Genomic DNA, 25,316 nt, shown 5'->3' on the forward strand with positions numbered 1-25,316 from the left:
ATCCCCATTGATTTGCCGGCTAGCCACCCTTGTAAGGCTTTGCAGACGCACCATGCAAGCACTAGAGGGCAAGTCTACATAAACCTGCACTAGCTAGGCATTCGCGGGCAGATTAGCGATGCTCAAGCAACCTCGCTGACTCTGGAAAAAGCTAGCGCACCTGCCACGAATGCGTGAGCCGACGACGACGCCCCCCGATTTTTGAGTAGCGCCTCAGTTTAGAGTCAAGTCCCCTAGCCCAAGGGAATTGGACGTCGGAGTGCCACCGCGTTGATCGGTACATCGATGCCGCAGGTAGTCCTCCACGTGCCGCACAGGTACTCACCTGGCGCCGAGGAGGTTTCGAGAACCGTTGGTGTTGGTGACTTGGACGCTGGATAACAGACTAAGCTGGATCGGCAATGCCAAGCACCGAGCTGGAGAGATCAATTTGATCAATTAGGTGGCAACTGAATCTTCCGAGCCCGCGGAAAAGGCATGGACAATGGCGTCGCTGGGTTACCGCCAATTGTGACCCCGGCCCGATTCGAACGGGCGACCTTCCCCTTAGGAGGGGGACGCTCTATCCAGCTGAGCTACGGGGCCAAGGGCGGCATTGTCGCATGTTCAGCCAGCTTGCCAAGCCGGCCGGGGGTGGGTGGAGCCTGCTAAAATCGGCGGCTACCCGTGTCGCTGCCGGCCTTGGCTGCCGCGCGACCGCCACTGTTTCCAGGAGATTCCATGTCCGCTGACCTGCTCAAGGCGCTCGACCTCGCTGCGTCCAATTCCGGCACTTACCTCGGCGAGGCGACCTGGTCGCAGGCCACCGGCGCCGGCGTGCTGCAGCCGCTCAATCCGACCACCAACGCGGTCATCGCCGATGTGCAGGCGACCACGTCGGACGACTACGAGCTGATCGTGGCGCGCGCGCAGGCCGCCTTCAAGGTGTGGCGCACCACCCCGGCGCCGCGTCGCGGTGAGGCAGTGCGGTTGTGTGGCGAGGCACTGCGCAAGCACAAGGATGCGCTCGGTTCGCTGGTGGCCTTGGAAATGGGCAAGAGCAAGCCCGAAGGCGATGGCGAGGTGCAGGAGATGATCGACATCGCCGACTTTGCCGTGGGCCAGAGCCGCATGCTCTATGGCTACACCATGCATTCGGAGCGTCCCGGTCACCGCATGTATGAGCAGTACCAGCCGCTGGGGCTGGTGGGCATCATCAGCGCGTTCAACTTCCCGGTGGCGGTGTGGGCGTGGAATGCGTTCTTGGCGGCGATTTGCGGCGATATCTGCATCTGGAAGCCGTCCAACAAGACCCCGCTGACCGCGATCGCGACGATGAAGATCTGCAACGCAGCGCTCAAGGATGCCGGCTTTCCGGACATCTTCTTCCTGATCAACGATGCCGGCACTTCCTTGTCGGAAAAGCTGGTCGAAGACAGCCGCATCCCGCTGATCAGCTTCACCGGCTCGACCCAGATCGGTCGTGTGGTGGCCGAGAAGGTTGCGCACCGCCTGGGCCGTTGCCTGCTGGAGCTGGGCGGCAACAACGCCATCATCCTGGACGACACCGCCGACCTGAAGCTGGCGATCCCCGGCATCGTGTTCGGCGCGGTCGGTACCGCCGGGCAGCGCTGCACCACCACGCGCCGCCTGATCGTGCATGCCTCCATCTACGACAACGTGCTGGCGACGCTGGTCAAGGCGTACAAGCAGCTCGACAGCAAGATCGGCGACCCCACCGACCCGGCAAACCTGATGGGCCCACTCAACAGCCGCGGTGCGGTGGAGCAGTTCCTGGCCTCGATCGCCAAGGCCAAGGCGGCCGGCGGCACGGTGGAAGTGGGCGGCACCGCGATCGATCGCCCGGGCAACTTCGTGCTGCCGGCGATTGTCACCGGGCTGCAGAACAGCGACGCGGTGGTGCAGCACGAGACCTTCGCACCCATCCTGTACGTGATGAAGTACAGCACGCTGGATGAGGCGATCGACCTGCAGAACGGCGTGCCGCAGGGCCTGTCGTCGTCGATCTTTACCCAGGACCTGAAAGCGGCCGAGAAGTTTCTGTCCGCTGCGGGCAGCGATTGCGGCATTGCCAACGTCAACATCGGCACCTCCGGTGCGGAGATCGGCGGCGCGTTCGGTGGCGAGAAGGAAACCGGCGGCGGTCGCGAGTCCGGCTCGGATGCGTGGAAGGTCTACATGCGTCGCCAGACCAACACCATCAATTACTCCGACTCGCTGCCGCTGGCGCAGGGCATCAAGTTCGATCTGTAATCGATGGCATCGCAGCGCGCCCGGCCATGGCCGGCGCGCTGCAGCTGTCGCATGGCCACCCTGCTACGGGCGGCCCGCAATCGCGATAGAGAGAACGGCACGCGCCACGCAGCGGTTTGCCGAGAGCCGATGACGTCTCGGCCGGGACCGGAGCCCATCGGTAACGCCTCCCTGCCCCACGCAATCAGACAGTTCTGGCCTCTCTCACCGGCCACTGATGGCCCGACGATCGCGTTTCCGCCGCAGACGGCACGCCATTCGGGCGGCCGCTCTGGGATAATCGGGCCACGCCAGCCCTCTGCTGCCGCCAATCTCTAGGAGTTCATGATGAACGTTGTCGTTCGACAGACCAGTGCCATGGCGATCGTCAGCCTGGTCGCAGGCATTCTCGGCTGGACGCTGATCCCGTTCCTCGGCAGCGTGTGCGCCATCATCACCGGCCACCTGGCGCGCGCAGAAATCCGCCGCAACCCGCAGGGGCTGGAAGGCGACGGCTTGGCGATCGGCGGGCTGATCCTCGGCTGGCTGGCAGCGGCCATGTGGCTGATCGGCATTGCGATCTTCGTCCTGTTCTTTGGCGGCATGGCCTGGCTTGCGGCCGCAAACAGTTGAGCATGGCCGCGCCCTCCTCGGCCCAGCGTTTCAACGACCGCGTGGCGGCCTATGTGCGCTACCGGCCCAGTTATCCGCCGCAGTTGCTGCGCTGGTTGCATGACGAACTTGGCATCACCCCAGCGACCGCGGTGGCCGATATCGGCGCCGGCACCGGCATTTCCAGCCGGCTGTTTCTGGAAGCCGGCTATGCGGTCACGGCAGTGGAGCCGAATCCGGCCATGCGTGAGGCCGCGCAGCAATGGCTGGCGGGTTTCCCCAAGTTTCAGGCCATCGATGGCACGGCCGAAGCCACCGGGCTGGCCGATGCCAGCATGGGTCTGGTGTCTGCCGCGCAGGCCTTCCACTGGTTCGACACCCAGGCCATCCGTGCCGAATGGGCGCGCGTGCTGCGGCCCGATGGGCTGGCGGTGATCTACTGGAACTCGCGCGAACTGGACACCACCGCCTTCTTGCGCGGCTACGAGCAACTATTGCTGGACTACGGCACCGACTACTCGGCAGTGGCAGAGCGCTATCAGGACGATGCGACCATGCAGGCCTGGTTCGGTGATGGGTTCCGTGCGATGGCGCGCTTTCCCAATGTGCAACGACTGGATTTCGACGCACTGCGCGGCCGTCTGTTGTCGTCTTCGTACGCGCCGCTCGCACACGACCCACGCCATGCGCCGATGCTCGCCGCGCTGCGCACGCTGTTCGACGCGCACGCACAGGACGGGCAGATCGACTTCCAATACCAGACCCGCGTGTTCGCAGGAAAATTGAACTGACCCCATGTATTCGCTTGCCCGCCCCCTGCTGTTCACCCTCGATGCCGAGCGCGCGCATGCGCTGGCGCTGCGCTCCATCGACATCGCCTACCGCACCGGCACCACGTCGCTGCTGGCCAAGCAACCGGTCCCGCTGCCGACACCGGCATTCGGGCTGATGTTTCCCAACCCGGTCGGCCTTGGCGCCGGCCTGGACAAGAACGGCGAACACATCGATGCACTGCTGGCGTTGGGCTTCGGCTTCATCGAGATCGGCACGGTGACCCCGCGGCCACAGGAAGGCAATCCCAAGCCGCGCATGTTCCGGTTGCCGGAATATCAGGCGGTGATCAACCGCATGGGCTTCAACAATCTGGGCGTGGATGCGCTGGTGGCCAATGTGCAGCGTGCGCGCCGACGCGGCGGGCTGCTCGGCATCAACATCGGCAAGAACAAGGACACGCCCAACGAAGACGCGACCAGCGACTACCGCTATTGCATGGAGCGCGTGTATCCGCTGGCCGACTACATCACCGTCAACATTTCATCGCCCAATACCGCCGGCTTGCGCGAGCTGCAGGAAGAACAGGCGCTGCGTCGGCTGATTTCCGATCTGCGCGAAACCCAGGAAGCCTTGGCTGCGCAACATGGCAAGCGCGTGCCGATGCTGGTGAAGGTGGCGCCGGATCTCAACGACCGCGACATCGATGCCGCCGCGCGTGTGTTGGCCGACCTGGCCGTAGATGGCGTAATCGCTACCAACACCACGGTGACGCGCACCTTGATCGCCAATCATCCATTGGCTGGCGAGGCCGGCGGGTTGTCCGGTGCGCCGTTGCTGGGGCAATCCACCTTGGTGCTACGACGCCTGCGCGCACGCCTGCCCGAGTCGATTCCGTTGATCGGCGTGGGTGGCATCAATTCCGGCGCCGATGCGTTAGCCAAAATGGCGGCCGGTGCGAGCCTGGTGCAGTGCTATAGCGGCCTGGTGTATCGCGGTCCGCCGCTGATCGGCGAGTGCGTCGACGCCATCCGTCGTCGTCGCGAAGCGCCCAGCGGTGGCGCGGTTTCGCCGCTATGAGCGATGCAGTGCAGACCGGCTGGAGCTTGAGCGCGCATGCGCCGCTGCGTGCGCTCAACACGTTTCATGTCGAGGCAACGGCGCGCTGGTTGCTGAGCATCCACACGCCCGAGGCATTGCCGCAGGCGCTGGCCGCGCCGGAGGTTGCCGAGCTTCCATTGCTGGTGCTTGGCAGCGGCAGCAATGTGCTGTTGGCCGGCGACCCGCAAGGTTACGTGCTGTGTTTCGAAAATCGCGAGATCGCCATCATCGCGCACCATGCCGACCACGCCATCGTGCGCGCCGGGGCCGGTGTGAACTGGCATGCGTTGGTGCTGTATTCGTTGCAGCAAGGCTTGTCGGGTCTGGAAAACCTGGCGTTGATCCCCGGCACTGTCGGCGCCAGCCCGATCCAAAATATCGGTGCCTACGGCGCGCAGGTGGGCGACTTCATCCACGTGGTGGAAGCGTTCGATCGGCTTAGCCAGCAGTTTGTGCGGATGACCGCGGCCGAGTGTGCATTCGCCTACCGCGACAGCGTGTTCAAGCAGCAGCCAGAGCGTTATCTGATTGTGGCGGTGGAATTCAATCTGCCGTTGCTGCATGAGCTACGCCTGGATTACGCAGGCATTCGCGAAGAATTGGCCAGCATGGGTGCCGAGCTGGCAGGCGCGGCCGACGTGGCGCAGGCGGTGATCAACATCCGTCGACGCAAGCTGCCGGACCCCGATGTACTGGGCAATGCCGGCAGTTTCTTCAAGAACCCGCTGCTGCCCAGCGAACAGATCGCCGCGTTGCAGGCCACCTTCGCCGACATGCCGGTGTATCCCGGCGAGCAGCCAGGCCAGGGCAAGTTATCGGCCGCGTGGTTGATCGAGCAATGCGGCTGGAAGGGCCAGCGCGAAGGCGATGCCGGCGTGTCCCCCGACCACGCATTGGTGCTGGTCAACTACGGCACTGCCAGCGGCGCGCAGTTGCTCGACTTTGCGCGGCGCATCGCCGAATCGGTGCGCGAGCGCTACTCGGTGATCCTGGAACCGGAGCCGCGCATCATCGGAGCGCATTGGTGACTGCTGCATCGGCGCCCGTGCGCGCCGCCGTCTGGATGCTGATCAGCACACTCGCGTTCGGCCTGATGGCCATCACCATCCGGCTGGCATCAAAGAATATCGCCACTACCGAGATTGCATTCTTCCGCAATGCATTCGGGTTGCTGGCATTGCTGCCGTTGCTCATCGGCCCCGGCAAGACGCTGCCGCGTACACGCCAGCTGCCGCAGTATCTGGCACGCACGTTGATTGGCCTGGCCTCGATGTTGTGCGGGTTCTGGGCCATCGGGCATCTGCCGCTGTCGCAGGCGATTTCGCTGTCCTATTCCACGCCCTTGTTCGTCACCGTGCTGGCGGTGGTGTGGCTGCACGAGCAGGTGCGCATGCGGCGCTGGCTGGCGGTGGCGGCCGGGTTTATCGGTGTGCTGGTGATTTTGCGCCCGGGCTCATCCACCTTCAGTCCTGGGCTGTTGATTGCATTGCTGGCGGCAGTGATCAGCGCCATCGTCGCGATCCAGATCAAGCAACTGTCGCGTAGCGACGACTCGGATACGGTGGTGTTCTACACCTATGTGTTCTGGGTGCCGATGTCGCTGATTCCGGCGCTATTTCAGTGGACCTTGCCGCACGGCATCGACTGGTTGTGGCTGGTGGCGACCGGCATCTTCGGCACTGTCGGGCAGTTGTTCTGGACGCGTGCGCTGAAGATGGGCGAAGTGTCCGCACTGCAGCCGATCAGCTTCATGCAGCTACCGCTGGTGGCCTTGCTGGGCTGGTGGTTGTTTGGCGAGGCCATCGAGCGTCACACCTTGATTGGCGCGGCCATCATCATCGGTGCCAACGTCTACATCGCCCATCGCGAAGCGGTGCTGGCACGTCGTGCTGCCACGCATGCCCCGGTGGAGGGCGCAAAGCCGGGCGAGTGACGCGACAGCGATGGGCAGTACGCGCGCAGTGCGCTTGGTCTCACGCGTCATCATGCGCACCACACTCAAGGCAGTGACGTCGCGGCACACGAGCAGGTCCCGGCGGCCATCTGGCACTGCTGTCACGCGACTGAGGTCGTATGCGACCATGCGGGAGAACACGGTTGCGCCCAGGAGACCGCTCGTGAAAACCATCGGGATGATCGGCGGCATGAGCTGGGAGTCCACCCTGCCCTACTACCGACATATCAATCAGGCCATTCGCCGCGAACGTGGCGGGCTGCATTCGGCGCGATTGTTGCTGTACAGCGTCGACTTCCACGACATCGAACGCTTGCAGCACGCCGGCGACTGGGAAGGCGCCGGACGCGAGATGGCGGCCGCCGCGCGTGCGCTGCACGCTGGCGGCGCGGACTTCATCGTGCTGTGCACCAACACCATGCACTGCGTTGCCGATGCGATCACCGCCGCAACGCCACTACCGTTGCTGCACATCGCCGATGCCACCGCCGATGCTTTGCTCGCGGCAGGCATCACCCAGGTCGGCCTGCTCGGCACGCGCTTCACCATGGAGCAGCCGTTCTATCGTCAGCGTCTGGAAGCACGTGGGCTGACAGTCGTCATACCGCCTGCCGATGCACGCGTGGAACTGCATCGGGTGATTTACGAGGAGCTGTGCCAGGGCGTGATTAATGCCGGGTCGCGCACGTATTTTCGTCAGGTCATGGCCGACCTCGACCGGCAAGGCGCGCAAGCGATCGTGCTTGGCTGCACCGAGATTTCATTGCTGGTGGATGCCAGCGATGCAGCGCGGCCGCTGTTCGATACCACCGTGCTGCATGCCGAAGCAGCGGCGTTGGCAAGCCTGCGCGCTTGATGCGTTACCACGGGCGCAGGCACCACTCGCTTACCGAAGCCCGCATACGTGCCATCCAATACAAGCATGCAAGCTGGACTCTCTTGGCGCGCTAGCATTGCTACCTGCACTTGTACTGCTGCCCACACGCATGCGCCATCACCCGCTACAGGATGTCACGCCTTGAAGACCCAGCCATCCACAGGCATTGCACCGAAGCCGCACCTGAAACGCGGCGACTACAAAACGCTGGCCTTGTCTGCGCTGGGCGGCGCGCTGGAGCTGTACGACTTCATCATCTTCATCTTTTTTGCCGCGGTGCTGGGCGAATTGTTCTTCCCTCCCGGCATCCCGGAGTGGATGCGGCAGTTGCAGACCTTCGGCATCTTTGCCGCCGGTTACCTGGTGCGTCCGCTCGGCGGCATGGTGATGGCCCATTTCGGCGACCTGCTCGGTCGCAAACGCATGTTCGGCCTCAGCCTGCTGCTGATGGCGCTGCCAACGCTGTGCATCGGCCTGTTGCCGACCTACGCGCAGATCGGCATCGCTGCGCCACTGCTGCTGTTGGGCGCGCGCCTGTTGCAGGGCGCCGCGATCGGCGGTGAGGTGCCCAGCGCCTGGGTGTTCGTCGCCGAGCATGTCCCCGCGCACCGCACCGGACTCGCCTGCGGCACCCTGACCGCCGGCCTGGCCGGTGGCGTGTTGCTCGGCTCGCTGGGCGCCGGCGCCCTCAACCGCCACTTCAGCCCTGCCGAGATCGCAGACTATGCCTGGCGGCTGCCGTTCCTGGCGGGCGGCGTGTTCGGGCTGGTATCGGTCTACCTGCGGCGCTGGCTGCACGAGACGCCGGTGTTTGCAGAACTGGTCGCCATGCGTGCGCTGGCGCGCGAAACCCCGCTCAAGCTGGTGCTGCGCGATCATCGGCCTGGCGTGCTGCTGTCGTTGGCATTGACCTGGATGGTGGCCGGCGGCGTGCTGGTGGTGTCGTTGATGACACCCGGCCTGTTGCAGAGCAGTTACCACTACCCGGCGGCAGTAGCGCTGCAGGCAAATAGTCTGGCGATTGTGCTGCAGGCTGCGGGGTCGGTGGTGGCCGGTGCGTTGGCCGACCGTTACGGCAATGGGCGTGTCTTGCTCATCGGCAGCGTTTTGCTGGGCGTTTCGGCATGGTTGTTCTACCGCCTGGCTGGCGATCCACAGCTGGTGTTTCCGCTGTATTCGCTGCTGGGCGCCGCACTGGGCGTGCTTGGGGTGATCCCGCGCATCATGGTTGGGGTGTTCCCCCCGGAAGTGCGCCTGTCCGGCGTGTCGTTCGCCTACAACCTGGGCTATGCCGTGTTTGGTGGGCTGACACCGCTGCTGGTGGTGATGCTGGCCAAGCAACATCCCATGGGACCAGGCTATTACATGGTGTTACTGGCAGTGATCGGCACGACGGTTGGATTGCAGCTATGGCGCCGGGAACGTGCCGGCCATTCCTCTGCGTAGAACGGCGTCTGATCGACATCTCCACTATCAGCTGCTGACAACCCTTCGGCGCGCAACTGACAGGCGCGCTGCTGTTCCGGCTGCAGAGACCACCCGCCGCCACAACGCGGAGCAACTCGCGGGCCAACCACGTTAATGCCTGGCAGCCGTCGGGCATCGGCGCGAAGACCCAATCCGCGCGACGAAATTGCCGAGCCTAATCGACCGTTTATCGAGCACCGGCGCCTGTTTGAGGAGGCAAGCAGGTGCCGCGCTCGGCAATCTCCCTAAGCACATCGGCTTGAGCAAACGCCACAGCCGCATGCTTGGAGAGGATAAGAAACAGAACGAGCAATCGTTGACCGGGGCGGCCAGCGCGGAGCAACCGAATGCAACGTGCACATGCCCCACCGAACATCAGCCGCGCATGCCTGCCCATTGTGCAGTCGCCCGGTTACCCTCGCTTAGCCCGACACGACCGGGCGACGCCAATGCGGTCGCCGTGCGCCGCGGAACATCACCAGATACAGCCCCACCACCCATACCAACGCCGCCGACCAACCGCCGAGGATGTCGGAGGGGTAATGCACGCCCAGATAGATGCGCGAAATGCCCACCAACGCGGCGAACAGACTGGCGGCGATGGTCACCGGCCAACGCCAGCGCGTGCGCCATGCCAGCGCGATGACCACGGCGGCGAGCGTCATCGAGCCCATCGCGTGACCACTGGGAAAGCTGAATGTGCTTTCCGGCGCGATCGACTCCCACAAACTGGGCCGATCGCGTTGGAAGAACTGCTTGGCGCCCATGTTCAACAACGCCGAACCAGCAAATCCCAGCGCCGCAAAGGTGCCCTCGCGCCAGCGCCGTAGCGCCAACAACACCACCACGATCGCGATATCGATCGGGATCACGCCGTACTGATAACCCACCTTGGAAATCACGCCAAAGAACGCATCCAGCCCGGGCGTGGCGATGCTGCGCATGCTCCACAGCAAGGGCTCGTCGAAATAGAAGTTTTCCAGCTCATGCACTTCATCGGCCAGGTCCACGAACAGACCCAGCGGCAGCAGGACCCCGGCAAACAACAGCGCCATGCGCCATGCATTGTTGCGCAGCCAGACGCTGAAACCGGCCGGCGATTCAGCCGGCGCGGCGGACATACGTGCGTTCGACGTACTGATCGATCAGATCGATGAATTCATACGCGATGTTTTCGCCACGCAAGGTGACGCTTTTTTCGCCATCGATAAACACCGGCGCCGACGGCGCTTCGCCCGTGCCCGGCAACGAGATGCCGATATTGGCGTGGCGCGATTCGCCCGGGCCGTTGACCACGCAGCCCATCACCGCCAGGGTCATATTCTCGGCGCCGGGGTTGGAAATCTTCCACTCCGGCATCTTGGCGCGCACATGGTTCTGCACCACGCCGGCCAACTCCTGGAAGAACTCGGAGGTGGTACGGCCGCAGCCCGGGCACGCAGTGACCATCGGGGTGAAGGCGCGTTGGCCGGTGGTCTGCAGCAGTTCCTGTGCGACCACCACTTCCTGGGTGCGCGACTGGCCCGGCTCCGGCGTCAGCGAAATGCGGATGGTGTCGCCGATGCCTTCCTGCAGCAGCACGCTCAACGCCGCGGCCGAGGCCACGATGCCCTTGCTGCCGATGCCGGCCTCGGTCAGGCCCAGGTGCAGCGCAAAATCGCAGCGCGTCGCCATGTCGCGATACACCGCGATCAGTTCCTGCACGCCAGACACCTTGGCCGACAAGATAATGCGCTCGCGCGACAAGCCCAGCTCCACCGCACGCTCGGCCGAATCCACCGCCGAACGGATCAGCGCCTCACGCAATACGCGGCTGGCGTCCCACGGCGTCTCGCGCTTGGAATTTTCGTCCATCAGCTGCGCGGCCAGCGACTGGTCCAGCGAGCCCCAGTTGGCGCCGATGCGCACTGGCTTGTCGTATTTGATTGCGAATTCGATCAGCTGCGCGAATTGCAGATCCTTCTTCTTGCCGAACCCGACGTTGCCTGGATTGATGCGGTACTTGGCCAACGCTTCGGCACAGGCCGGCTCGGCAGTGAGCAGCTGGTGGCCGTTGTAATGGAAGTCGCCGATCAGCGGCACTTCGATCCCCATCATGCGCAGCTTGTCGACGATGCGCGGGATGGCGGCGGCGGACTCGGCGTTGTTGACGGTCAGACGTACCATCTCCGAGCCGGCGCGCCAGAGTTCGGACACCTGTTTGACGCTACCGGCGATGTCGGCGGTATCGGTGTTGGTCATCGACTGGACGACCACCGGGTGGCCGCCGCCCACGATCACGCTGCCGATCTTGACGGCCTGGGTGATGCGGCGCGGCCAGGCGGTGGCGTCGGCGGGAGGGGTTGGGCGGGTCACGGCGTCATACATGGCGCTATTTTAGCCTGTCCGTCGTCCGCTCACAGCTGAAGCGTCGTGCGGGCCGCCATCCCGGCCGATGCGACGGTTTGTCGCAGGCCATCACGTCCCTGAGCGCATAGCATTGCCCAGATGAACAGCTCCGACGCTTCCTTCCTGCGGACCCTGTGCAGCCTGCGCTGGCTCGCCACCGCCGGCCAGGCCGCCACCATCCTGGTCGCCTCCGGCCTGATGGGCTTGCACCTGCCGCAACAACCGCTGTGGGCCGGCGTTGCCGCGCTGGCGGTGTTCAACCTGTATGCGCAGCTGCGCGTAGCGCATCGCGGCGCGGTGAGCCCGGCCACCGAGTTCGGCCACATCCTGGTCGATGTGACGGTGCTGACCTGGATGGTCGGCTGGAGCGGCGGCATCGCCAACCCGTTCGGCTCATTGTTCCTGGTGCTGATCGCGCTGGCGGCGCTGGCCTTGCCGCTGAGCTGGGCGATGGCCGTGGCGGCGTCGTGCGTGGCCGGCTATGTGATCAGCGCCGCGTTCGGCCTGCCGCTGCCGTACGGCAGCTTCGACCCGCTCAGCTTGCACATGTGGGGCATGGCGGCCAACTTCCTGCTGTCCACGGTGGTGGTGCTGGCCTTCGCCACCCGGCTGGCGTTGTCGATGCGCGAACGCGAGCGCGAAATCTCCACCCTGCGCGAGCGCTTCGCACGCAACGAAGGGATCGTCGCGCTGGCCACGCATGCGGCGTCGGTGGCGCACGAACTCAACACGCCGCTGGCCACGATGACCCTGCTGGTGGACGACATTGCCGACCAGTGCGATCAGAACGAACTGCGCGAAGATCTGGACACCTTGCGCGAGCTGTTGGTGCAATGCCACGAGCGCGTATTGGCGCTGGCCGCGCCGGCCGACAACGGCCATTTGAGCCGCGAAGTGGCAGTCAAGGATGTGCTGGAGCAATGGCGGCTGGTGCGCCCTACCATCGAACTGCGTCGCAACGACGACGCACCGATGCGGCTGATGCTGCAGCCCGGCGTCAGCCATCTGCTGATGGTGCTGCTCAACAACGCCGCCGATGCCGGCGAACGCGCAGGACGCCCGCAGATCGATCTGACCTTGCGGGTGGAACACGACCATCTCAGTGGCGAAGTCCGCGATTACGGGCCCGGCTTCGACACCGCGCAAGCCATGTTGCCGGGTACCTTGTTCAACAGCGGCAAGCACGACGGCATGGGTGTCGGTCTGGCGCTGTCGCACGCCACCGTCGAGCGTTTGCAGGGCGAGTTGTGGATGCTGCCCGCCGAAGGCAGCGGCGCCCGCGTCGGTTTCCGCCTGCCGCTTTCCGAACACGAGGCTTTGGCATGACAAGCACTCCGATCCGCACCGGTCTGTTGATCGACGACGACACCTTGTACCTGCGCACCTTGCAACGCAGCCTGGCGCGACGCGGCGTGGAAACCCTGACCGCCACCGACGCGGCAAGCGCGCTATCGATCGCGCGCAGCGCGTTGCCGGATTTCGCGCTGGTCGATCTCAAGCTCGGCCACGATTCCGGCCTGAGCCTGATCCAGCCGCTGCGCGAGATCCGCGCCGACATGCGCATCCTGCTGGTGACCGGCTACGCCAGCATCGCCACTGCAGTGGAAGCGATCAAACTCGGCGCCGACGACTACCTGCCCAAGCCGGCCAATATCCCCACCATCATGCGGGCGCTGGGCGAAGAAGACGACGACCTGCCCGAGCCGAACGAAGAAGAAACCGCGCAGGAAATGATGACTCCGCTCAGCCGCCTGCAGTGGGAACACATCCAGCAGGCGCTGCACGAAACCGGCGGCAACGTCTCCGCTGCCGCACGCTTGCTGGGCATGCATCGGCGCTCGCTGCAGCGCAAGCTGACCAAGCGGCCCAGCCCGGGACCATTACGCTGACCGGGCGCTGATGCCGCCCGGGCAAAGCGCACACGGTCGCCGCGACCAGTGAGTCAGCGCTGCCTTGCTCCGAACACGCTGGCCCTGCGCGACGTTGCACGGATGCCGTCGGGGCCTTGAATCAGCGTGCGCCCCCAGCTACTGAGCCGCGTCGGGTCCCAGCCCAGCACGATATCCAGCGATTGTGTGCTGCTGTCGTTGCCCGACCACGACCAACCCATGTAGCCGACGTTGTACTCACGCGCACGGCGCATGATCGCCGCTTCATCGACCTGCGCGCCGCGATGGTCGGCGCCGAATTCACCGACCACCAAGGCCAGTCCATTGCTGCGAAACGCACGCAGATAGCTGTCCACGGTCGCATCGTTGGCGAACACTTCGTACATGTGCACGCTGAAGACCAGATTGCGGCGGCTATCGAGCGCCAGCAACGCCGCAGCGTTGTCGCGCATGTAGAACTGCCAGTCCTGGCCCCAGTTGGGGGCATCCACCATCAACGCGTGGGTGAGGCCGGCATTGCGCAGCGTGGCGATCGCACGCGCATGGCTGGTGACCCATTCGCTGGCACTGAGGCGGTTGCCGAACGGTTCGTTGCCGATATTGAGGATGACGTAGTTCTCCTGCCCCACCAGCGCGCCACGCACGCTGGTCCAGTAGTTGGCGGCATCGGCCAGGGTGCCTGCCGCGCCGTCTTCGCCGTAGCCGGTGGTGTCGTGCACTTCCAGGACGGCGATCAGGCCCAGTGCCTTGCAGCGCGCGATGATGCGCGCCACCTCCGCCTCCGGCGTGCGGTTCCAGCGGTGGCCGCTGCTGAGCACCACGCGCACGCTGTTGGCACCGGTGGCAGCAATCTGCGCCAGCGCCGCATCGGTGCGATCGGCAAACCAGGCATGCGGCAGGTTGATGCCACGCAAGACCAGCGTGTTGCCGTTGGTCTCTCGCAACTGTGTACCGGACACGGACAGGCCGGCGTGCGCAGCCGAGGCCAGCGCAAGACCGGCGACCAGCAGCACCAGGCGCTGCGCCAGACGATTAAAGATCTTCATGATCGGCTCCAGGAGTGGGTAGCGCGGGCGCGCCGACACGCACTCGCATGCCCGGCCCACGTGCGCCCAACCGTGCCGGTGGCCGGCGGGCGCGATCTGCGGCTGGTTCACAGATCCGAAAAAATTGCGGGATGCAGACCGAGCGCGCAGACCAGGCACCAGCCCGCTGGTAACGTTAACTTCCGTGTGTTCAAGCGCGTTGCGGTGTCGGCATGACGACGCGCCAAGCCTGACAGCGCAACGCACAGGTGACACGCGGCAGTGCGCACTCGCGTGCTGCAGCGCGAAAACCGGATCTGCCGCGTGAGCAGCAGCAACAGCGCGCGTGCTCCATCCGCCGCGTTGCAACATGCCATTGCGCTGCTGGCAGCTGAATAAGCCAGCACGGTCACGTCAAGTGGATACGGCCGAGGCCGATAGAGCCACATGCAATCCCTGCCTACCTCCGATACTGAAGCGACCTCCATGTCCGACGAAGCCACCCGTCTGGCCGTTCTACGCGGCCTGTGCCTGCTGGATTCGCCGCCGGACCCGATGTTCGAAACCATTGCCGCGATGGCGGCGCGCAGCCTGGGCGCGGAGATCGCACTGGTGTCGCTGGTGGACGAACATCGCCAGTGGTTCAAGGCGCGTGTCGGTCTGGATGCACCGGAAACTCCGCGCGACCAGGCGTTTTGCGCGCATGCGATCCGCTCGGACGAGGTAATGGTGGTACCGGATGCGCAGCTGGATCCGCGTTTCTGCGACAACCCGCTGGTGCTGGGCCCGCCCTTCATCCGCTTCTACGCAGGCGCGCCGTTGCGGCTGCGCGACGGTCACCGCATCGGCACCCTGTGCGTGATCGGCACCAGCCCGCGCGAAGGTCTGGATGCGGACGCCTTGACGCATCTGCAGGACTTGCGTGATCTGGCCGTGCTGCGGGTGGAAAACCTACGCAGCACCACCTATCGCGACGGGTCGACCGGGCTGCCGAATCGTTCGCGCTTTGGCGAAGATCTGGATGCCTGGCTGTTGCAGCGCGATACCGCATCGACGACTACTGCGGTGGCGGTGGACATCTGCGGCAGCGACTATTTCCGCGACATGGTCAAGGCGCTGGGCTGGGACTACGCCGACGGGTATGTCGCGCTGGCGCAGCGTCGCCTGGCCGCGTATCTGCCTGCCACCACGGTGCTGTACCGGCTGGACCCGACCACCTTCGGCTTCCTCACCCAGGCCGAAACCCAACGCCTGTCCAGCCTGTGCAACAAGGTGTCCAAGGCGTTTGCCGAGCCGCTGGATCACCAGGGCATCCCGCATACCGCGGTAGCCTCGATCGGTGCGGTGTCGCTGCAGACCAGCTACGGCGCGGCCGACACCATCCGCTCGCTGACCACTGCGGTGGACGTGTCGCGCGAACGCTGCTTGGCGTGGAGCATGTACGAGCGCAAGCACGATGTGGCACAGCGCAACACCTTTCGCCTGCTTGCCGCCCTGCCCGCCGCGCTGGACAGCGCCAGCCAGCTGCGCCTGCACTACCAGCCGCGCGTGGACTTGAACGATCACCGCTGTGTGGCGGTGGAAGCGCTGCTGCGCTGGCAGCACCCGATGATCGGCCCGGTGATGCCATCGGACTTCATACCGATGGCCGAAAAGACCGCGCTGATCAACCGCATCACCGCCTGGGTCATCGATAACGGCATCGCCCAGGCCGCGCGCTGGCAGCAGCAGGGCCTGGACTTCAACCTGGCCTTGAATGTGTCGGCGGCCGATCTGGACCGTCCCGGCTTTGCCGGCATGCTGCGACGCGGGCTGGAACGTCACAAGCTCGACCCGCGCCGGCTGGAAATAGAATTCACCGAAAGCGCGATGATCCGCCACCCCGATCATCTGGCCGAACAGCTGGCCGATGTGGCCGCGTTGGGCGTACACATCGCCATCGACGATTTCGGCACCGGCTACAGCAATTTCAGCTATCTCAAGCAGCTGCCGGCCAGCTCGCTGAAGATCGATCAATCCTTCATCCGCTCGCTGCCGGACAACCGCACCGACCGCACCTTGGTGCCGGCGATGATCCAGCTCGGCCACAGCCTGGGCCAGCGCGTGGTGGCCGAAGGCATCGAGTCGGCCGAGGCGTATGCGCAGTTGCGCGCCTGGGGCTGCGACGAAGGCCAGGGTTACTGGATCGCCAAGCCGATGTCGGCCGCCGCCCTGGAAACCTGGCTGCAGACGCCGTGGCACGCGCAATTCAACGCGCCGGCAACGTTGCTTGCAGCAAGCCTGGCTGCGGCGCGGGTCTAAGCAAGCGCACCCGATGCCTGCGCCATCGCGCGCTGCCGCTACGCAGCCGCTCGCCCTGCAAGCAACGTGACTGTCACTGGTTGCCACGCCAGCGACCAACGCTATAACGCAACGCGGCGCGACACCGAAGTGTCGCGCCGCGTTGTTTTTCAGCCATGCAGCAGCCGACAGACGATGCGTCGGCAACTCCAAACAACTTCCTGACTTACCAGAACACCGTGTACAGCACGATCAGGATCGCGATCACGCCAGCTGCGCCGATCTTGAAACCCAGCGTGGTGCCGTAGGCCACATCGTCGGTACGGATCAGGTCACGTGCCTGGGTGGGTGCGGTCATCAGCGACACCACCACCGCCAGCACCAGTGCGGCCAGGAACACCACGCCGATGCGGTCCATAAACGGCAGTTCCGGCCAGGCGAATTTCAGCGCGAACGACAGCACCACCGAGCCGATCGCTGCGGTCAACGCGCCGGCTTCGTTGGCGCGCTTCCAGAACAGGCCGAGCATGAAGATCACCACCACGCCCGGCGTAAAGAAGCCGGTGAATTCCTGGATGAACTGAAAGCCCTGATCGAAGTTGCCCAGCAATGGACGCGCGGTGAGGATGCCGATCAGCACCGACACTGCAGCCACGATCCGGCCCACGCGTACCAGTTGCTTCTGCTCGGTCTGCGGGCGGAACTTGGCGTAGAAATCCAGGGTGAAGATGGTTGCCACCGAATTGATCTTCGATGCCAGCGACGCCACGATCGCCGCGACCAACGCCGCAAACACCAGACCCAGGATGCCGGTCGGCAGCAACTGCATCATGGTCGGATAGGCCTGATCGGGCTTGGCCAGATCCGGCGCCAGCACCACCGCGGCAATGCCCGGCACCACGATCACCAGCGGCATCAACAGCTTCAAAAACGCCGCAAACACCATGCCCTTCTGCGCTTCGCCGATGTTCTTGGCGGCCAGCGCGCGCTGGATGATGTACTGGTTGAAGCCCCAGTAGCTGATGTTCATCACCCACAGCCCGCCGAGCAGCACGCTCAGGCCCGGCAGATCCTTGTAGAACGGGTTGTCCTTGGTCAGGATCATGTGGAAGTGCTCGGGGTGCGCGGCCCACAACTGCTTGAAGCCAGCCAGCACGCCGGCGCCATCGCCGATCCGCGCCAGCGTCAGCCCGGCCACCAGCAGCCCGCCCAGCACCAGCAGGGTGACCTGCACGATATCGGTCAGGGCAACCGCCTTCAGCCCGCCATACAGCTGGTAGACCAGCGCAAACACGCCGATCAGCGTCAGCGCCAGGGTCTGGTCCATGCCGGTGACCTGGCTGACGGCGATCGACCCCAGCCACAGGATCGAGGTGAGATTGACGAACACGTACAGCAGCAGCCAGAACACCGCCATCAGCGTGCGTATCCACTTGCCGTAACGCTGCTCCAGGAACTGCGGCATGGTGTAGATGCCGTTGCGCAGGAAGATCGGCAGGAAGAACTTGCCGACGATCAGCAGCGTCAACGCCGCCATCCATTCGTAGGACGCAATCGCCAAGCCGATCGCATAGCCGGAGCCGGCCATGCCGATGATCTGTTCGGCAGAAATATTTGCGGCAATCAGCGAAGCGCCGATCGCCCACCACGGCAATGACTTGCTGGCCAGGAAGTAATCCTCGGCGCTCTTGCTGTGGCCTGCCTTCTCGCGCGACACCCACTGCGCGAGCACGAAGATGCCGGTCAGGTAGACCAGCACAATCACGATATCCAACGTCGCCAAACCCACTGCACTCTCCTGTCTGGCTCTGGGGTATGCGCCGACGATCAGGCAGGGCTGCAGAATGCCGCCGCAGCGCACCAGGTGCGCAATGGCAGCGCGGCGAACCGCGTCTGCAGGCCATCCCGGCCGATCGACAACACCGCCCCCGCGGCGGCTGATGGCACCACCGCGATCGGTGGCCGCTTTGAGACGTCGCCGGAAACGGCGACGCACCTGTTTCGCTTGACCTGCACCGTGCCCGGAAGCGTGCCTCCGGGCATGGGGATTACTTGACCGCGCAGTCCACCGCGACGTCGGCTTCGTTGAGCGCGCCCAGCGCGATCTTCGACACCGCCAGATCCAGTGCCGCACCGCTTTCGATGCTGGCGACCTGGGTCAGTTTGGTGACGTCGGCACCTGCCTTGGCAAAGCACTTGAGCGGGATTCCGACCACCTTCCACTGGCCTTGCGGCAGTGCGGCCAGGGTCTTCTGCGCATCGACGCGACCGCCGCACTTGTCGCCGCAGCCCACGCCCAGCCACACCGGCGCGGTCACTGCGCTGTCGCGGCGCATGGTCAGCTGCAGCTGCACATCGCCGTTGCTCTCACGCGAGACATCCACCGGCTTGCCGGACACCAGCAGCACGCTGGCAGCCTTGGCACCGGACCACACCAAACGCCGCGCGTCTTCCTGCGCCTTGTGGTCGACCGCGCTCATCTTCAGGCTGCCGTCGGACAGGCCCACCGGCAGCGTGGTCGCCGGCATGTTGGCCTGGCCCGCGTTGGACAGCTGCATCGCAATGCCGAGCGCCGGCTTGCCGCGCACGAAGTACACCCCGCCCACCGACTGCTCGCCGGACACGCCGGAGTCTTCCGGCAGTGCGGCCAGGTCGCCCTTGTCGGCGTAGGTCAGGCCGAAACCGAACTTGAACTGCGGGTCGTAATCCTTCTGGCCCACGTTGTTGGCGAACTGCACTGCGGTCTTGGGCCAGGAGAAGCTCAGCTTGCCCTTGAAGTCGTTCTGCACCGTGCCATCGGCCTTTCGCAGCAGCACGTCAGCCAGGCCTTCGCCTTCCGAACCCGGCAGCCACGCAGCGACGAACGCATCGGCCACGTTGATGTACTGGTTCATCCACAGCGGACGGCCGCTCAGGAACACCGCCACCACCGGAATGCCGTCGGCCTTGAACTTCTTCAGCAAGGCCAGCTCGCTGTCGTCGCCCGGCTTGTACAGCAACGTGGCGATGTCGCCCTGGAATTCGGCGTATGGGTTTTCGCCGAACACCACCACCGCCACATCCGGCTTGGTCTTGTAGGCGCCATCCACGGCCAGCTCGGCAGTGCCGCCGGCGGCCTTGATCTGCTTGTCCAGACCTTCCCAGATGGTGTTGCCGTTGGGGTAGTCGCTGCGCTTGGTGCCGGTGCCCTGCCAGTTCAGCGTCCAACCACCGGACTGCTTGCCCATGTCGTTGGCGCCATCGCCGACCACCAGCACGCGCTTCTTCGGATCCAGCGGCAGGATGCCGGCCTGGTTCTTCAGCAGCACCAGCGACTCGCGCACCGCCTGACGGGCGATGGCGCGATGTTCCGGCGCGCCCAGCAATTCGTACTTGCCGCCGAGCGGGCGCTTGGACGGCTTGCCGGCTTCGAACAGGCCCAGGCGCAGTTTGACGCGCAGGATGCGGCGCACCGCATCGTCCAGGCGCTCGGCCGAAATCTGGCCGGACTTCACTGCCGCCAGTTCGGTGTCGTAGATGCCCTTCCAGCTGTCGGCAGCCATCGCCATGTCGACACCGGCAATGAACGAGGCCGGGCAGTTGTCGTTGGTGCAGCCCTTGACCTGGCCCTGGCCGTTCCAGTCGCCAACCACGAAGCCACCGAAGTTCATGCGGCCCTTCAGCACGTCGGTCAGCATGACCTTGTTGCCGTGCATCTTTTCGCCGTTGAAGCTGTTGAACGAGGCCATCACCGTCTGCGCGCCGGCCGCAATCGCCGGCGGATAACCGGCGGCGTGGATGTCGCGCATGGTGGCTTCGGACACCTTGGTGTCGCCCTGATCCTTGCCGTCGGTGGTGCCGCCGTCGCCGACGAAGTGCTTCACCGACGAAATCACGTGGCTGCCGTCCAGAAACTGCGGAGTGCCCGGAATGCCCTGCACGCCTTCGACCATCTTGCCGGCGAAGCTGGCCACCACATCCGGCGACTCAGAATAGCCTTCGTAACTGCGGCCCCAGCGGTCGTCCTGCGGTACCGCGACGGTGGGCGCGAAGGTCCACTCCATGCCGGTGACGCGGGTTTCGGCAGCGGTGACTTCGCCGATCTTCTTGATCAGTTCCGGATTGCGCGTTGCCCCTAAGCCGATGTTGTGCGGGAACAGCGTGGCGCCGACGATGTTGCTCTGGCCGTGCACCGCATCGATCCCGAAGATGATCGGAATCGCGTTGCCGCCCTTGGAGGTGTCCATCGACGCCTCATAAAAGGCGTCGGCCAGCTTCAGCCACTCGGCCGGGCTGGCGTTGTACTTGCCGCCGGGATCGGAGTTGCCGCCGGCCAGCACCGAGCCGAGGCGATACTTGCGCACATCGTCCGGGGTCAGGCTGGCGATGTCGCCCTGGATGGTCTGGGCGACCTTCTCTTCCACGCTCATCTTGGCCATCACGTCGGTGACGCGCTGCTCCAGCGCCGCATCCTGCGCAAACGGCCACTTCGGCGACGGCCACTGGTCCGGATGGATGGTGGTAGACGCTTCGGCAGGCACTGCGGCCGGCGCGGTCTTGCTGGCCTCGGCGGTGGAGTCCTTGCCTTGGCAGGCAGCCAGCATCAGCACCGCCGCAACGGTAGCCAGAGAGAGGGCGCGGCGCGCGACGGGCGCGGTGGTACGGCGAAGCAGCATGTCCAAGATCCGGGTCTCCAGGGTGGTTCTCCCACGGCGATGCGTTGCGCCGCAGGCCATTAGGCGGCGTACGCTTGCGTGATTCCCCTACCCTGTCAACCACGCTCGCCCGTATGCCGAATGACGGCCAACTTATTGGCCGGGGCTATAGCCTTGGAATACCGACAGCACCTGTCAAACCACGGAAAATCGCCAAATCCGGCGCGCCGCTTGGCCTTGGCCCATCTCGTACTTTGCTGCATCGCACCACCGGGCGCGGGCCGCACTGCGCAGGCGCCGCACCTCGCAGCGGACTGGCCGCACCCGCTTTGCGCGCGGCATCCGAACCGACGCCAACGGGTGAGCTCGCCGTCAAACAACTGTCATATCCCGGGCCTAGCGTGACCCGCTTGCCGATGCGCCACCGGCCATCGTTGATCGTTGTCTTTGCCTGGAGTTCCGATGTCTGCCTCCCCTGACCCCTCCCGTCGCCGCCTCATGCAACTGCTGGCGGCCGTTCCCCTGTTGCCGCTCGGCAGCGCCAGCGCCGCCGCGCTCCAGCAACTTGGCGGTGCCGCCATGGCCGCGCGTGGGTTGCGGCCATCGGAAAACCCCACCCATCTGGTCTCGGCCACCTTCCATGGCATGCCTGCGCCCAGCCTGGCCAACCCGGCCGCGATGGCCACCACCACGGTGGGTTCGGCGCTGACCGTGGCCCGCAGCGACGGCAGCACCCAGCGCTACGCATTGGCCTACCACCCGTTCTTCGTCACCGGCGATCAAGTGCCCGACGGCAAGGGCGGCACCGTGCTGGCCGGCGGCTATTACGACATCCAGCATCGCCCCATCATCGACCGTTCCAAACCCGGCGCCGAGCGCCCGTTCTTTTCCGACTGCCCGGACGGCTCGTCGCTGCTGACCCTGCCCAATGCCAAGGTGACCGGAGTCAAGGGCAATCACGTGTTTGCGGTGGTGCAGTTCGAATACACCACCCGCGACCAGGCCGGCAACGACACCAATCGCCATCTACCCGCGCCGATCGCGGTGCTGACGCTGGACCAGGACCCAGCCACCGGCAAGCTGTCGCTGGTGAAGTACCACAACGTCGACACCGCCCCGGTGCACGGGCTATGGACCACCTGCGGCGCCAGCCTGTCGCCGTGGAATACCCACCTGTCCAGCGAAGAGTACGAACCCGACGCCACCGCGCTGGCCAGCAATACCCAGTTCCGCAGCTACAGCACGCATCTCTACGGCGACCCGACCAAGGCCAACCCGTATCACTACGGCCACCTGCCGGAGATCACCGTGCACCCGGATGGCACCGGGAGCGTGCGCAAGCACTACTGCCTGGGCCGCATCTCGCACGAACTGGTGCAGGTAATGCCAGACCAACGCACCGTGCTGATGGGCGACGACGCCACCAATGGCGGGCTTTTCATGTTCATCGCCGACCGCAAGGCCGACCTGTCGGCTGGCACCTTGTATGTCGGCAAGTGGCACCAGACCTCGGGCATCGGCCCGGGTGCGGCCACGCTGAGCTGGATCAAGTTGGGCCACGCCACCAGCGCCGAGATCCAGGCAATGGCCGACCGCCTTACCGCCGACGACATTCTCGATGTGCACCTGAGCGACCCGGGCGATGCCAGCTTCACCAAGATCCCGTTCAACGGCACCTTCAACTGGATCCGCATCAAGCCCGGCATGGAAAAGGCAGCCACGTATCTGGAAACCCACCGCTACGCGGCATTGGCCGGCGGCAGTCTGGGCTTTACCAAGCTCGAAGGCACCACCGTCAATGCAAAGGACAAGGTCGCCTACATGGCGATGTCCTACATCGTCACCAGCATGCTCAACGGCTCGGGCGACGTGAAAGTGCAAGGCCCGGAATCCGGCGCGGTGTACGCATTGAATCTACGCGGCGGGCAGCGCGACAGCCACGGTGCGACGATCCACAGCGACTGGGTACCGATCGACATGGCCGCCCCGGCCGCGCTCACCGGCCATGACCTGGCCAGCGCCGACGCGCTGGGCAATCTCGCCGACTCGGAACGCCTGGCCAACCCGGACAATCTCAAGTTTTCCGAAGCGCTGCGCACCTTGTTCATCGGCGAAGACAGCAGCCTGCACGTCAATAACTTCCTGTGGGCCTACAACGTGGACAGCGGCGCACTGACACGCGTGCTGTCGGTGCCGGCAGGCGCCGAATCCACCGGTCTGCATGCGGTCGACCAGATCCACGGTTGGACCTACGTGATGAGCAACTTCCAGCACCCCGGCGATTGGGAAACCCCGCTGCACGACACCGTCAAGGCCACCCTGGACCCGCTGGTGTGCGCCAATTACAAGGACCGCTTTGGCGCTGCAGTGGGGTATCTCACCGGCGACCCGGTGGCAGTGCAATTGAGCAAGGCGTAAGCGCAGGTTGCAGTCGCTCGCAGTGCTGGCAAAGCGCTGCGAGCGGCACCGTCTTTCTGTCGTTTCAACTGGGCGATGGACGACGGACGCTTGCGCGAGGGCGCGCTGGTGTACGGCTATCTCATGCAAACAACGCAAGACGTCGAATCCAATCCATCTGCATTTTTGCAATTCGGCAAGCTGCATTTCTGCAATTCGGCAACGCGTTTGTTCTGCAACACCGATGCCTGCCGAGGCTCGGAGATCGGCGCCCGTCTGTGCAATCGCGGTCTGCCTGCGGCACAGATGTTGAGCGACTGACACAACGTAGCGAGCACTCGCCTAGTACTGAATGCAGTGGTGTTGCACGCTGCAGATCATTCGCTCTGTTTTTTGATCCATCCGACTGTCTCATTCCATCCAGACACAAGATGAAAAAGCAGCCACGGATCCAAGTGGTAGAGGCGTCTAGATACAGTCAAAAGCTGAGTGAGTCGAGGGCACGGTGCCCTCACCGCTCGCGGGACACGCCGTGAATCCGTCCGTGGAGGCTCGGTGGCGGCATCCATGCCGCCACACGGTCCCGCAAGCGGTGAGGACACCGCACCAGAACGTTAGTCGGTTGCTTCTTTGAAAGGTTATTGGTGGCTCGGCTTGTGTTGGAAAGCTAACCGAAACCACGGTTATCCAAACAACATACATCGCGCATTGCTTGCACCATGCGGACCGACATTCCCGACTGGTCCTTGCCCGCCCACCGTCGCGGGACCTTACGCGGCATGGATGCCGCGTAAGAGCCTCCAGGGACGGATTCACGGCGTGTCCCGCGAGGGTGGGCGGGCAAGGGCCCTGCAGCCACGCTGTAAATCATTCGCTCTGCATGTGATCTATCCGAAATATCTAATTCCATCCAGACACAAGATGCAAAAGCAGCAAAGGATTTGAGTCGTAGAGGCGTTTGGATACAGTCAGAAGCTGAGTGAGTCGGGCGCGCGGCGCCATCACCGCTCGCTGGACCGAGTGCACGCTTCAAGAACCACTCGCAGGACCGGATGCACGCTTCAAGACACTCGGCGCGTTTCCAGTGCTGCCATCACGATGGGCTTGGCCCATTCCGGTACCTGTGCCAGCTCTGCGGGCGTCTGCGGGTAATGCAGACCGGCCCGATCCAGTTCCAGTACCAGCAGCGGCTCGGCCTGCCCCGATGCATCGGCAGCGGCGCTGTTGTCGTAGACGTGCAGCACCGACAGGTGCGGCAGCAAGGCGATCAGATTGGCGCGCGAGGCATCGAAGCGCTCGCGGATCTTGTGCTCGGCGATCGCATGACCGCCGCCGGCAACCCGCGCCGCAACGCGTTCGATATGCAACTCCACCGTCGACAAGCCACAGAACCAGACTGCCACTGTGTGCCGTTCGCAGGCCTCGCGCAGCAAGCGCGGGATGGTGGTCGCGCCCAACGTGGTTTCGAAGGCGTAATCGCTGCCGTCGGCCATTGCCTGGCGCAATCGTCGCACGCCTTCCTGCCAAGCCTGGGCATTGGCATCTTCCAGCAGCCAGCCCTGCTCCACCAGTTGCCGGGTGAAGGCATCCGGGTTGAACCAGGTGGCGCCGTCTTCCTGCAGCAAGGTGCCCAGCAGCGAACTCTTGCCGGCGCCGTTGACGCCGGCCAGTACCAGAATATGTCCCATC

The 25,316-nt window shown here is 64.7% G+C and carries 19 protein-coding genes and 1 tRNA gene; 13 read left to right on the plus strand and 7 right to left on the minus strand.

From position 1 onward, the window contains the following. Window positions 1-511 precede the first annotated feature (511 nt). Window positions 512-585, minus strand: a tRNA-Arg gene (locus tag ABQZ00_RS10830). A gap of 135 nt (window positions 586-720) precedes the next feature. Between ABQZ00_RS10830 and amaB the strand changes: the two genes are divergently transcribed. The 8 genes from amaB (at window position 721) to ABQZ00_RS10870 (ending at window position 8,993) form a co-directional block, all read left to right on the plus strand. Further along, the gene (gene amaB, locus ABQZ00_RS10835) at window positions 721-2,253 is read left to right on the plus strand and encodes an L-piperidine-6-carboxylate dehydrogenase (RefSeq protein ID WP_323538332.1); all 1,533 of its coding nucleotides are present in this window, start codon (window positions 721-723) and stop codon (window positions 2,251-2,253) included. Between the two features lie 327 nt (window positions 2,254-2,580). Continuing rightward, window positions 2,581-2,865 (plus strand): DUF4190 domain-containing protein, encoded by a 285-nt coding sequence (locus tag ABQZ00_RS10840; RefSeq protein ID WP_055854845.1) that lies wholly within the window; start codon window positions 2,581-2,583, stop codon window positions 2,863-2,865. A gap of 2 nt (window positions 2,866-2,867) precedes the next feature. Next, window positions 2,868-3,635, plus strand: a complete 768-nt coding sequence (locus ABQZ00_RS10845; protein WP_055854842.1) for a class I SAM-dependent methyltransferase — start codon at window positions 2,868-2,870, stop codon at window positions 3,633-3,635. A gap of 4 nt (window positions 3,636-3,639) precedes the next feature. Continuing rightward, a complete protein-coding gene (locus ABQZ00_RS10850; protein WP_115553608.1) occupies window positions 3,640-4,695 on the plus strand; it encodes a quinone-dependent dihydroorotate dehydrogenase in 1,056 nt (351 codons plus the stop codon). After that, window positions 4,692-5,744, plus strand: a complete 1,053-nt coding sequence (gene murB, locus ABQZ00_RS10855) for a UDP-N-acetylmuramate dehydrogenase (RefSeq protein WP_115561889.1) — start codon at window positions 4,692-4,694, stop codon at window positions 5,742-5,744. Before ABQZ00_RS10850 ends, murB begins: the two co-directional genes overlap by 4 nt. After that, a complete protein-coding gene (locus ABQZ00_RS10860; protein ID WP_055854833.1) occupies window positions 5,738-6,649 on the plus strand; it encodes a DMT family transporter in 912 nt (303 codons plus the stop codon). The genes murB and ABQZ00_RS10860 overlap by 7 nt, the downstream gene beginning before the upstream one ends. A 199-nt stretch (window positions 6,650-6,848) precedes the next feature. Then, window positions 6,849-7,526, plus strand: a complete 678-nt coding sequence (locus ABQZ00_RS10865) for an aspartate/glutamate racemase family protein (RefSeq protein ID WP_503064288.1) — start codon at window positions 6,849-6,851, stop codon at window positions 7,524-7,526. Window positions 7,527-7,688: 162 nt separating this feature from the next. Then, the gene (locus ABQZ00_RS10870; RefSeq protein WP_323538330.1) at window positions 7,689-8,993 is read left to right on the plus strand and encodes an MFS transporter; all 1,305 of its coding nucleotides are present in this window, start codon (window positions 7,689-7,691) and stop codon (window positions 8,991-8,993) included. Window positions 8,994-9,436: 443 nt separating this feature from the next. Here ABQZ00_RS10870 and ABQZ00_RS10875 read toward each other — a convergent pair whose 3' ends face one another. Both ABQZ00_RS10875 and ispG read right to left on the minus strand, forming a co-directional pair. After that, entirely contained in the window at window positions 9,437-10,135 is a 699-nt protein-coding gene (locus ABQZ00_RS10875; protein ID WP_115511908.1) for a phosphatase PAP2 family protein, read from the minus strand. Beyond that, a complete protein-coding gene (gene ispG / locus ABQZ00_RS10880) occupies window positions 10,116-11,381 on the minus strand; it encodes a flavodoxin-dependent (E)-4-hydroxy-3-methylbut-2-enyl-diphosphate synthase (protein ID WP_311239582.1) in 1,266 nt (421 codons plus the stop codon). The genes ABQZ00_RS10875 and ispG overlap by 20 nt, the downstream gene beginning before the upstream one ends. A gap of 120 nt (window positions 11,382-11,501) precedes the next feature. On the opposite strand from ispG, the gene ABQZ00_RS10885 reads away from it, so the two are divergent. Next, a complete protein-coding gene (locus ABQZ00_RS10885; RefSeq protein WP_115511910.1) occupies window positions 11,502-12,728 on the plus strand; it encodes an ATP-binding protein in 1,227 nt (408 codons plus the stop codon). Beyond that, window positions 12,725-13,291, plus strand: coding sequence for a response regulator transcription factor (locus ABQZ00_RS10890; protein ID WP_055854817.1), 567 nt, complete (start codon window positions 12,725-12,727; stop codon window positions 13,289-13,291). The genes ABQZ00_RS10885 and ABQZ00_RS10890 overlap by 4 nt, the downstream gene beginning before the upstream one ends. Before the next feature lie 53 nt (window positions 13,292-13,344). On the opposite strand, the gene ABQZ00_RS10895 is transcribed toward ABQZ00_RS10890, so the two are convergent. Further along, window positions 13,345-14,337, minus strand: coding sequence for a glycoside hydrolase family 5 protein (locus ABQZ00_RS10895; protein WP_323538329.1), 993 nt, complete (start codon window positions 14,335-14,337; stop codon window positions 13,345-13,347). A gap of 465 nt (window positions 14,338-14,802) precedes the next feature. Between ABQZ00_RS10895 and ABQZ00_RS10900 the strand changes: the two genes are divergently transcribed. After that, window positions 14,803-16,617 carry a putative bifunctional diguanylate cyclase/phosphodiesterase gene (locus ABQZ00_RS10900; protein ID WP_503064273.1) on the plus strand — a complete coding sequence of 605 codons (1,815 nt, stop codon included), beginning with the start codon at window positions 14,803-14,805 and terminating at the stop codon, window positions 16,615-16,617. Window positions 16,618-16,822: 205 nt separating this feature from the next. Here ABQZ00_RS10900 and ABQZ00_RS10905 read toward each other — a convergent pair whose 3' ends face one another. Beyond that, complete coding sequence (locus tag ABQZ00_RS10905) at window positions 16,823-18,385, minus strand: sodium/sugar symporter (protein WP_055854870.1); 1,563 nt, start codon at window positions 18,383-18,385, stop codon at window positions 16,823-16,825. 259 nt (window positions 18,386-18,644) lie between these two features. Then, a complete protein-coding gene (locus tag ABQZ00_RS10910; RefSeq protein ID WP_323538327.1) occupies window positions 18,645-21,257 on the minus strand; it encodes a glycoside hydrolase family 3 protein in 2,613 nt (870 codons plus the stop codon). Window positions 21,258-21,692: 435 nt separating this feature from the next. Between ABQZ00_RS10910 and ABQZ00_RS10915 the strand changes: the two genes are divergently transcribed. Together ABQZ00_RS10915 and ABQZ00_RS10920 are read left to right on the plus strand one after the other, a co-directional pair. Next, window positions 21,693-23,648: a PhoX family protein gene (locus tag ABQZ00_RS10915; RefSeq protein WP_323538326.1), complete on the plus strand. Its 1,956-nt coding sequence runs from the start codon at window positions 21,693-21,695 to the stop codon at window positions 23,646-23,648. Between the two features lie 75 nt (window positions 23,649-23,723). Then, complete coding sequence (locus ABQZ00_RS10920) at window positions 23,724-23,948, plus strand: hypothetical protein (RefSeq protein WP_323538325.1); 225 nt, start codon at window positions 23,724-23,726, stop codon at window positions 23,946-23,948. A gap of 740 nt (window positions 23,949-24,688) precedes the next feature. On the opposite strand, the gene ABQZ00_RS10925 is transcribed toward ABQZ00_RS10920, so the two are convergent. Continuing rightward, entirely contained in the window at window positions 24,689-25,315 is a 627-nt protein-coding gene (locus ABQZ00_RS10925) for an ATPase (RefSeq protein WP_323538324.1), read from the minus strand. Between the last annotated feature and the right edge of the window lies 1 nt (window position 25,316).

The sequence above is a fragment of the Xanthomonas sp. WHRI 10204 genome, from assembly GCF_040202875.1.
Taxonomy (GTDB): Bacteria; Pseudomonadota; Gammaproteobacteria; order Xanthomonadales; family Xanthomonadaceae; genus Xanthomonas.

Excerpts from the sequence above, each read along its gene's own strand:
- amaB (WP_323538332.1), top strand. The coding sequence starts at position 721 with ATGTCCGCTGACCTGCTCAAGGCGCTCGACCTCGCTGCGTCCAATTCC.
- ABQZ00_RS10840 (WP_055854845.1), top strand. The coding sequence starts at position 2,581 with ATGAACGTTGTCGTTCGACAGACCAGTGCCATGGCGATCGTCAGCCTG.
- ABQZ00_RS10845 (WP_055854842.1), top strand. The coding sequence starts at position 2,868 with ATGGCCGCGCCCTCCTCGGCCCAGCGTTTCAACGACCGCGTGGCGGCC.
- ABQZ00_RS10850 (WP_115553608.1), top strand. The coding sequence starts at position 3,640 with ATGTATTCGCTTGCCCGCCCCCTGCTGTTCACCCTCGATGCCGAGCGC.
- murB (WP_115561889.1), top strand. The coding sequence starts at position 4,692 with ATGAGCGATGCAGTGCAGACCGGCTGGAGCTTGAGCGCGCATGCGCCG.
- ABQZ00_RS10865 (WP_503064288.1), top strand. The coding sequence starts at position 6,849 with ATGATCGGCGGCATGAGCTGGGAGTCCACCCTGCCCTACTACCGACAT.
- ABQZ00_RS10875 (WP_115511908.1), bottom strand. The coding sequence starts at position 10,135 with ATGTCCGCCGCGCCGGCTGAATCGCCGGCCGGTTTCAGCGTCTGGCTG.
- ispG (WP_311239582.1), bottom strand. The coding sequence starts at position 11,381 with ATGTATGACGCCGTGACCCGCCCAACCCCTCCCGCCGACGCCACCGCC.
- ABQZ00_RS10885 (WP_115511910.1), top strand. The coding sequence starts at position 11,502 with ATGAACAGCTCCGACGCTTCCTTCCTGCGGACCCTGTGCAGCCTGCGC.
- ABQZ00_RS10890 (WP_055854817.1), top strand. The coding sequence starts at position 12,725 with ATGACAAGCACTCCGATCCGCACCGGTCTGTTGATCGACGACGACACC.
- ABQZ00_RS10895 (WP_323538329.1), bottom strand. The coding sequence starts at position 14,337 with ATGAAGATCTTTAATCGTCTGGCGCAGCGCCTGGTGCTGCTGGTCGCC.
- ABQZ00_RS10900 (WP_503064273.1), top strand. The coding sequence starts at position 14,803 with ATGTCCGACGAAGCCACCCGTCTGGCCGTTCTACGCGGCCTGTGCCTG.
- ABQZ00_RS10915 (WP_323538326.1), top strand. The coding sequence starts at position 21,693 with ATGTCTGCCTCCCCTGACCCCTCCCGTCGCCGCCTCATGCAACTGCTG.
- ABQZ00_RS10920 (WP_323538325.1), top strand. The coding sequence starts at position 23,724 with ATGGACGACGGACGCTTGCGCGAGGGCGCGCTGGTGTACGGCTATCTC.
- ABQZ00_RS10925 (WP_323538324.1), bottom strand. The coding sequence starts at position 25,315 with ATGGGACATATTCTGGTACTGGCCGGCGTCAACGGCGCCGGCAAGAGT.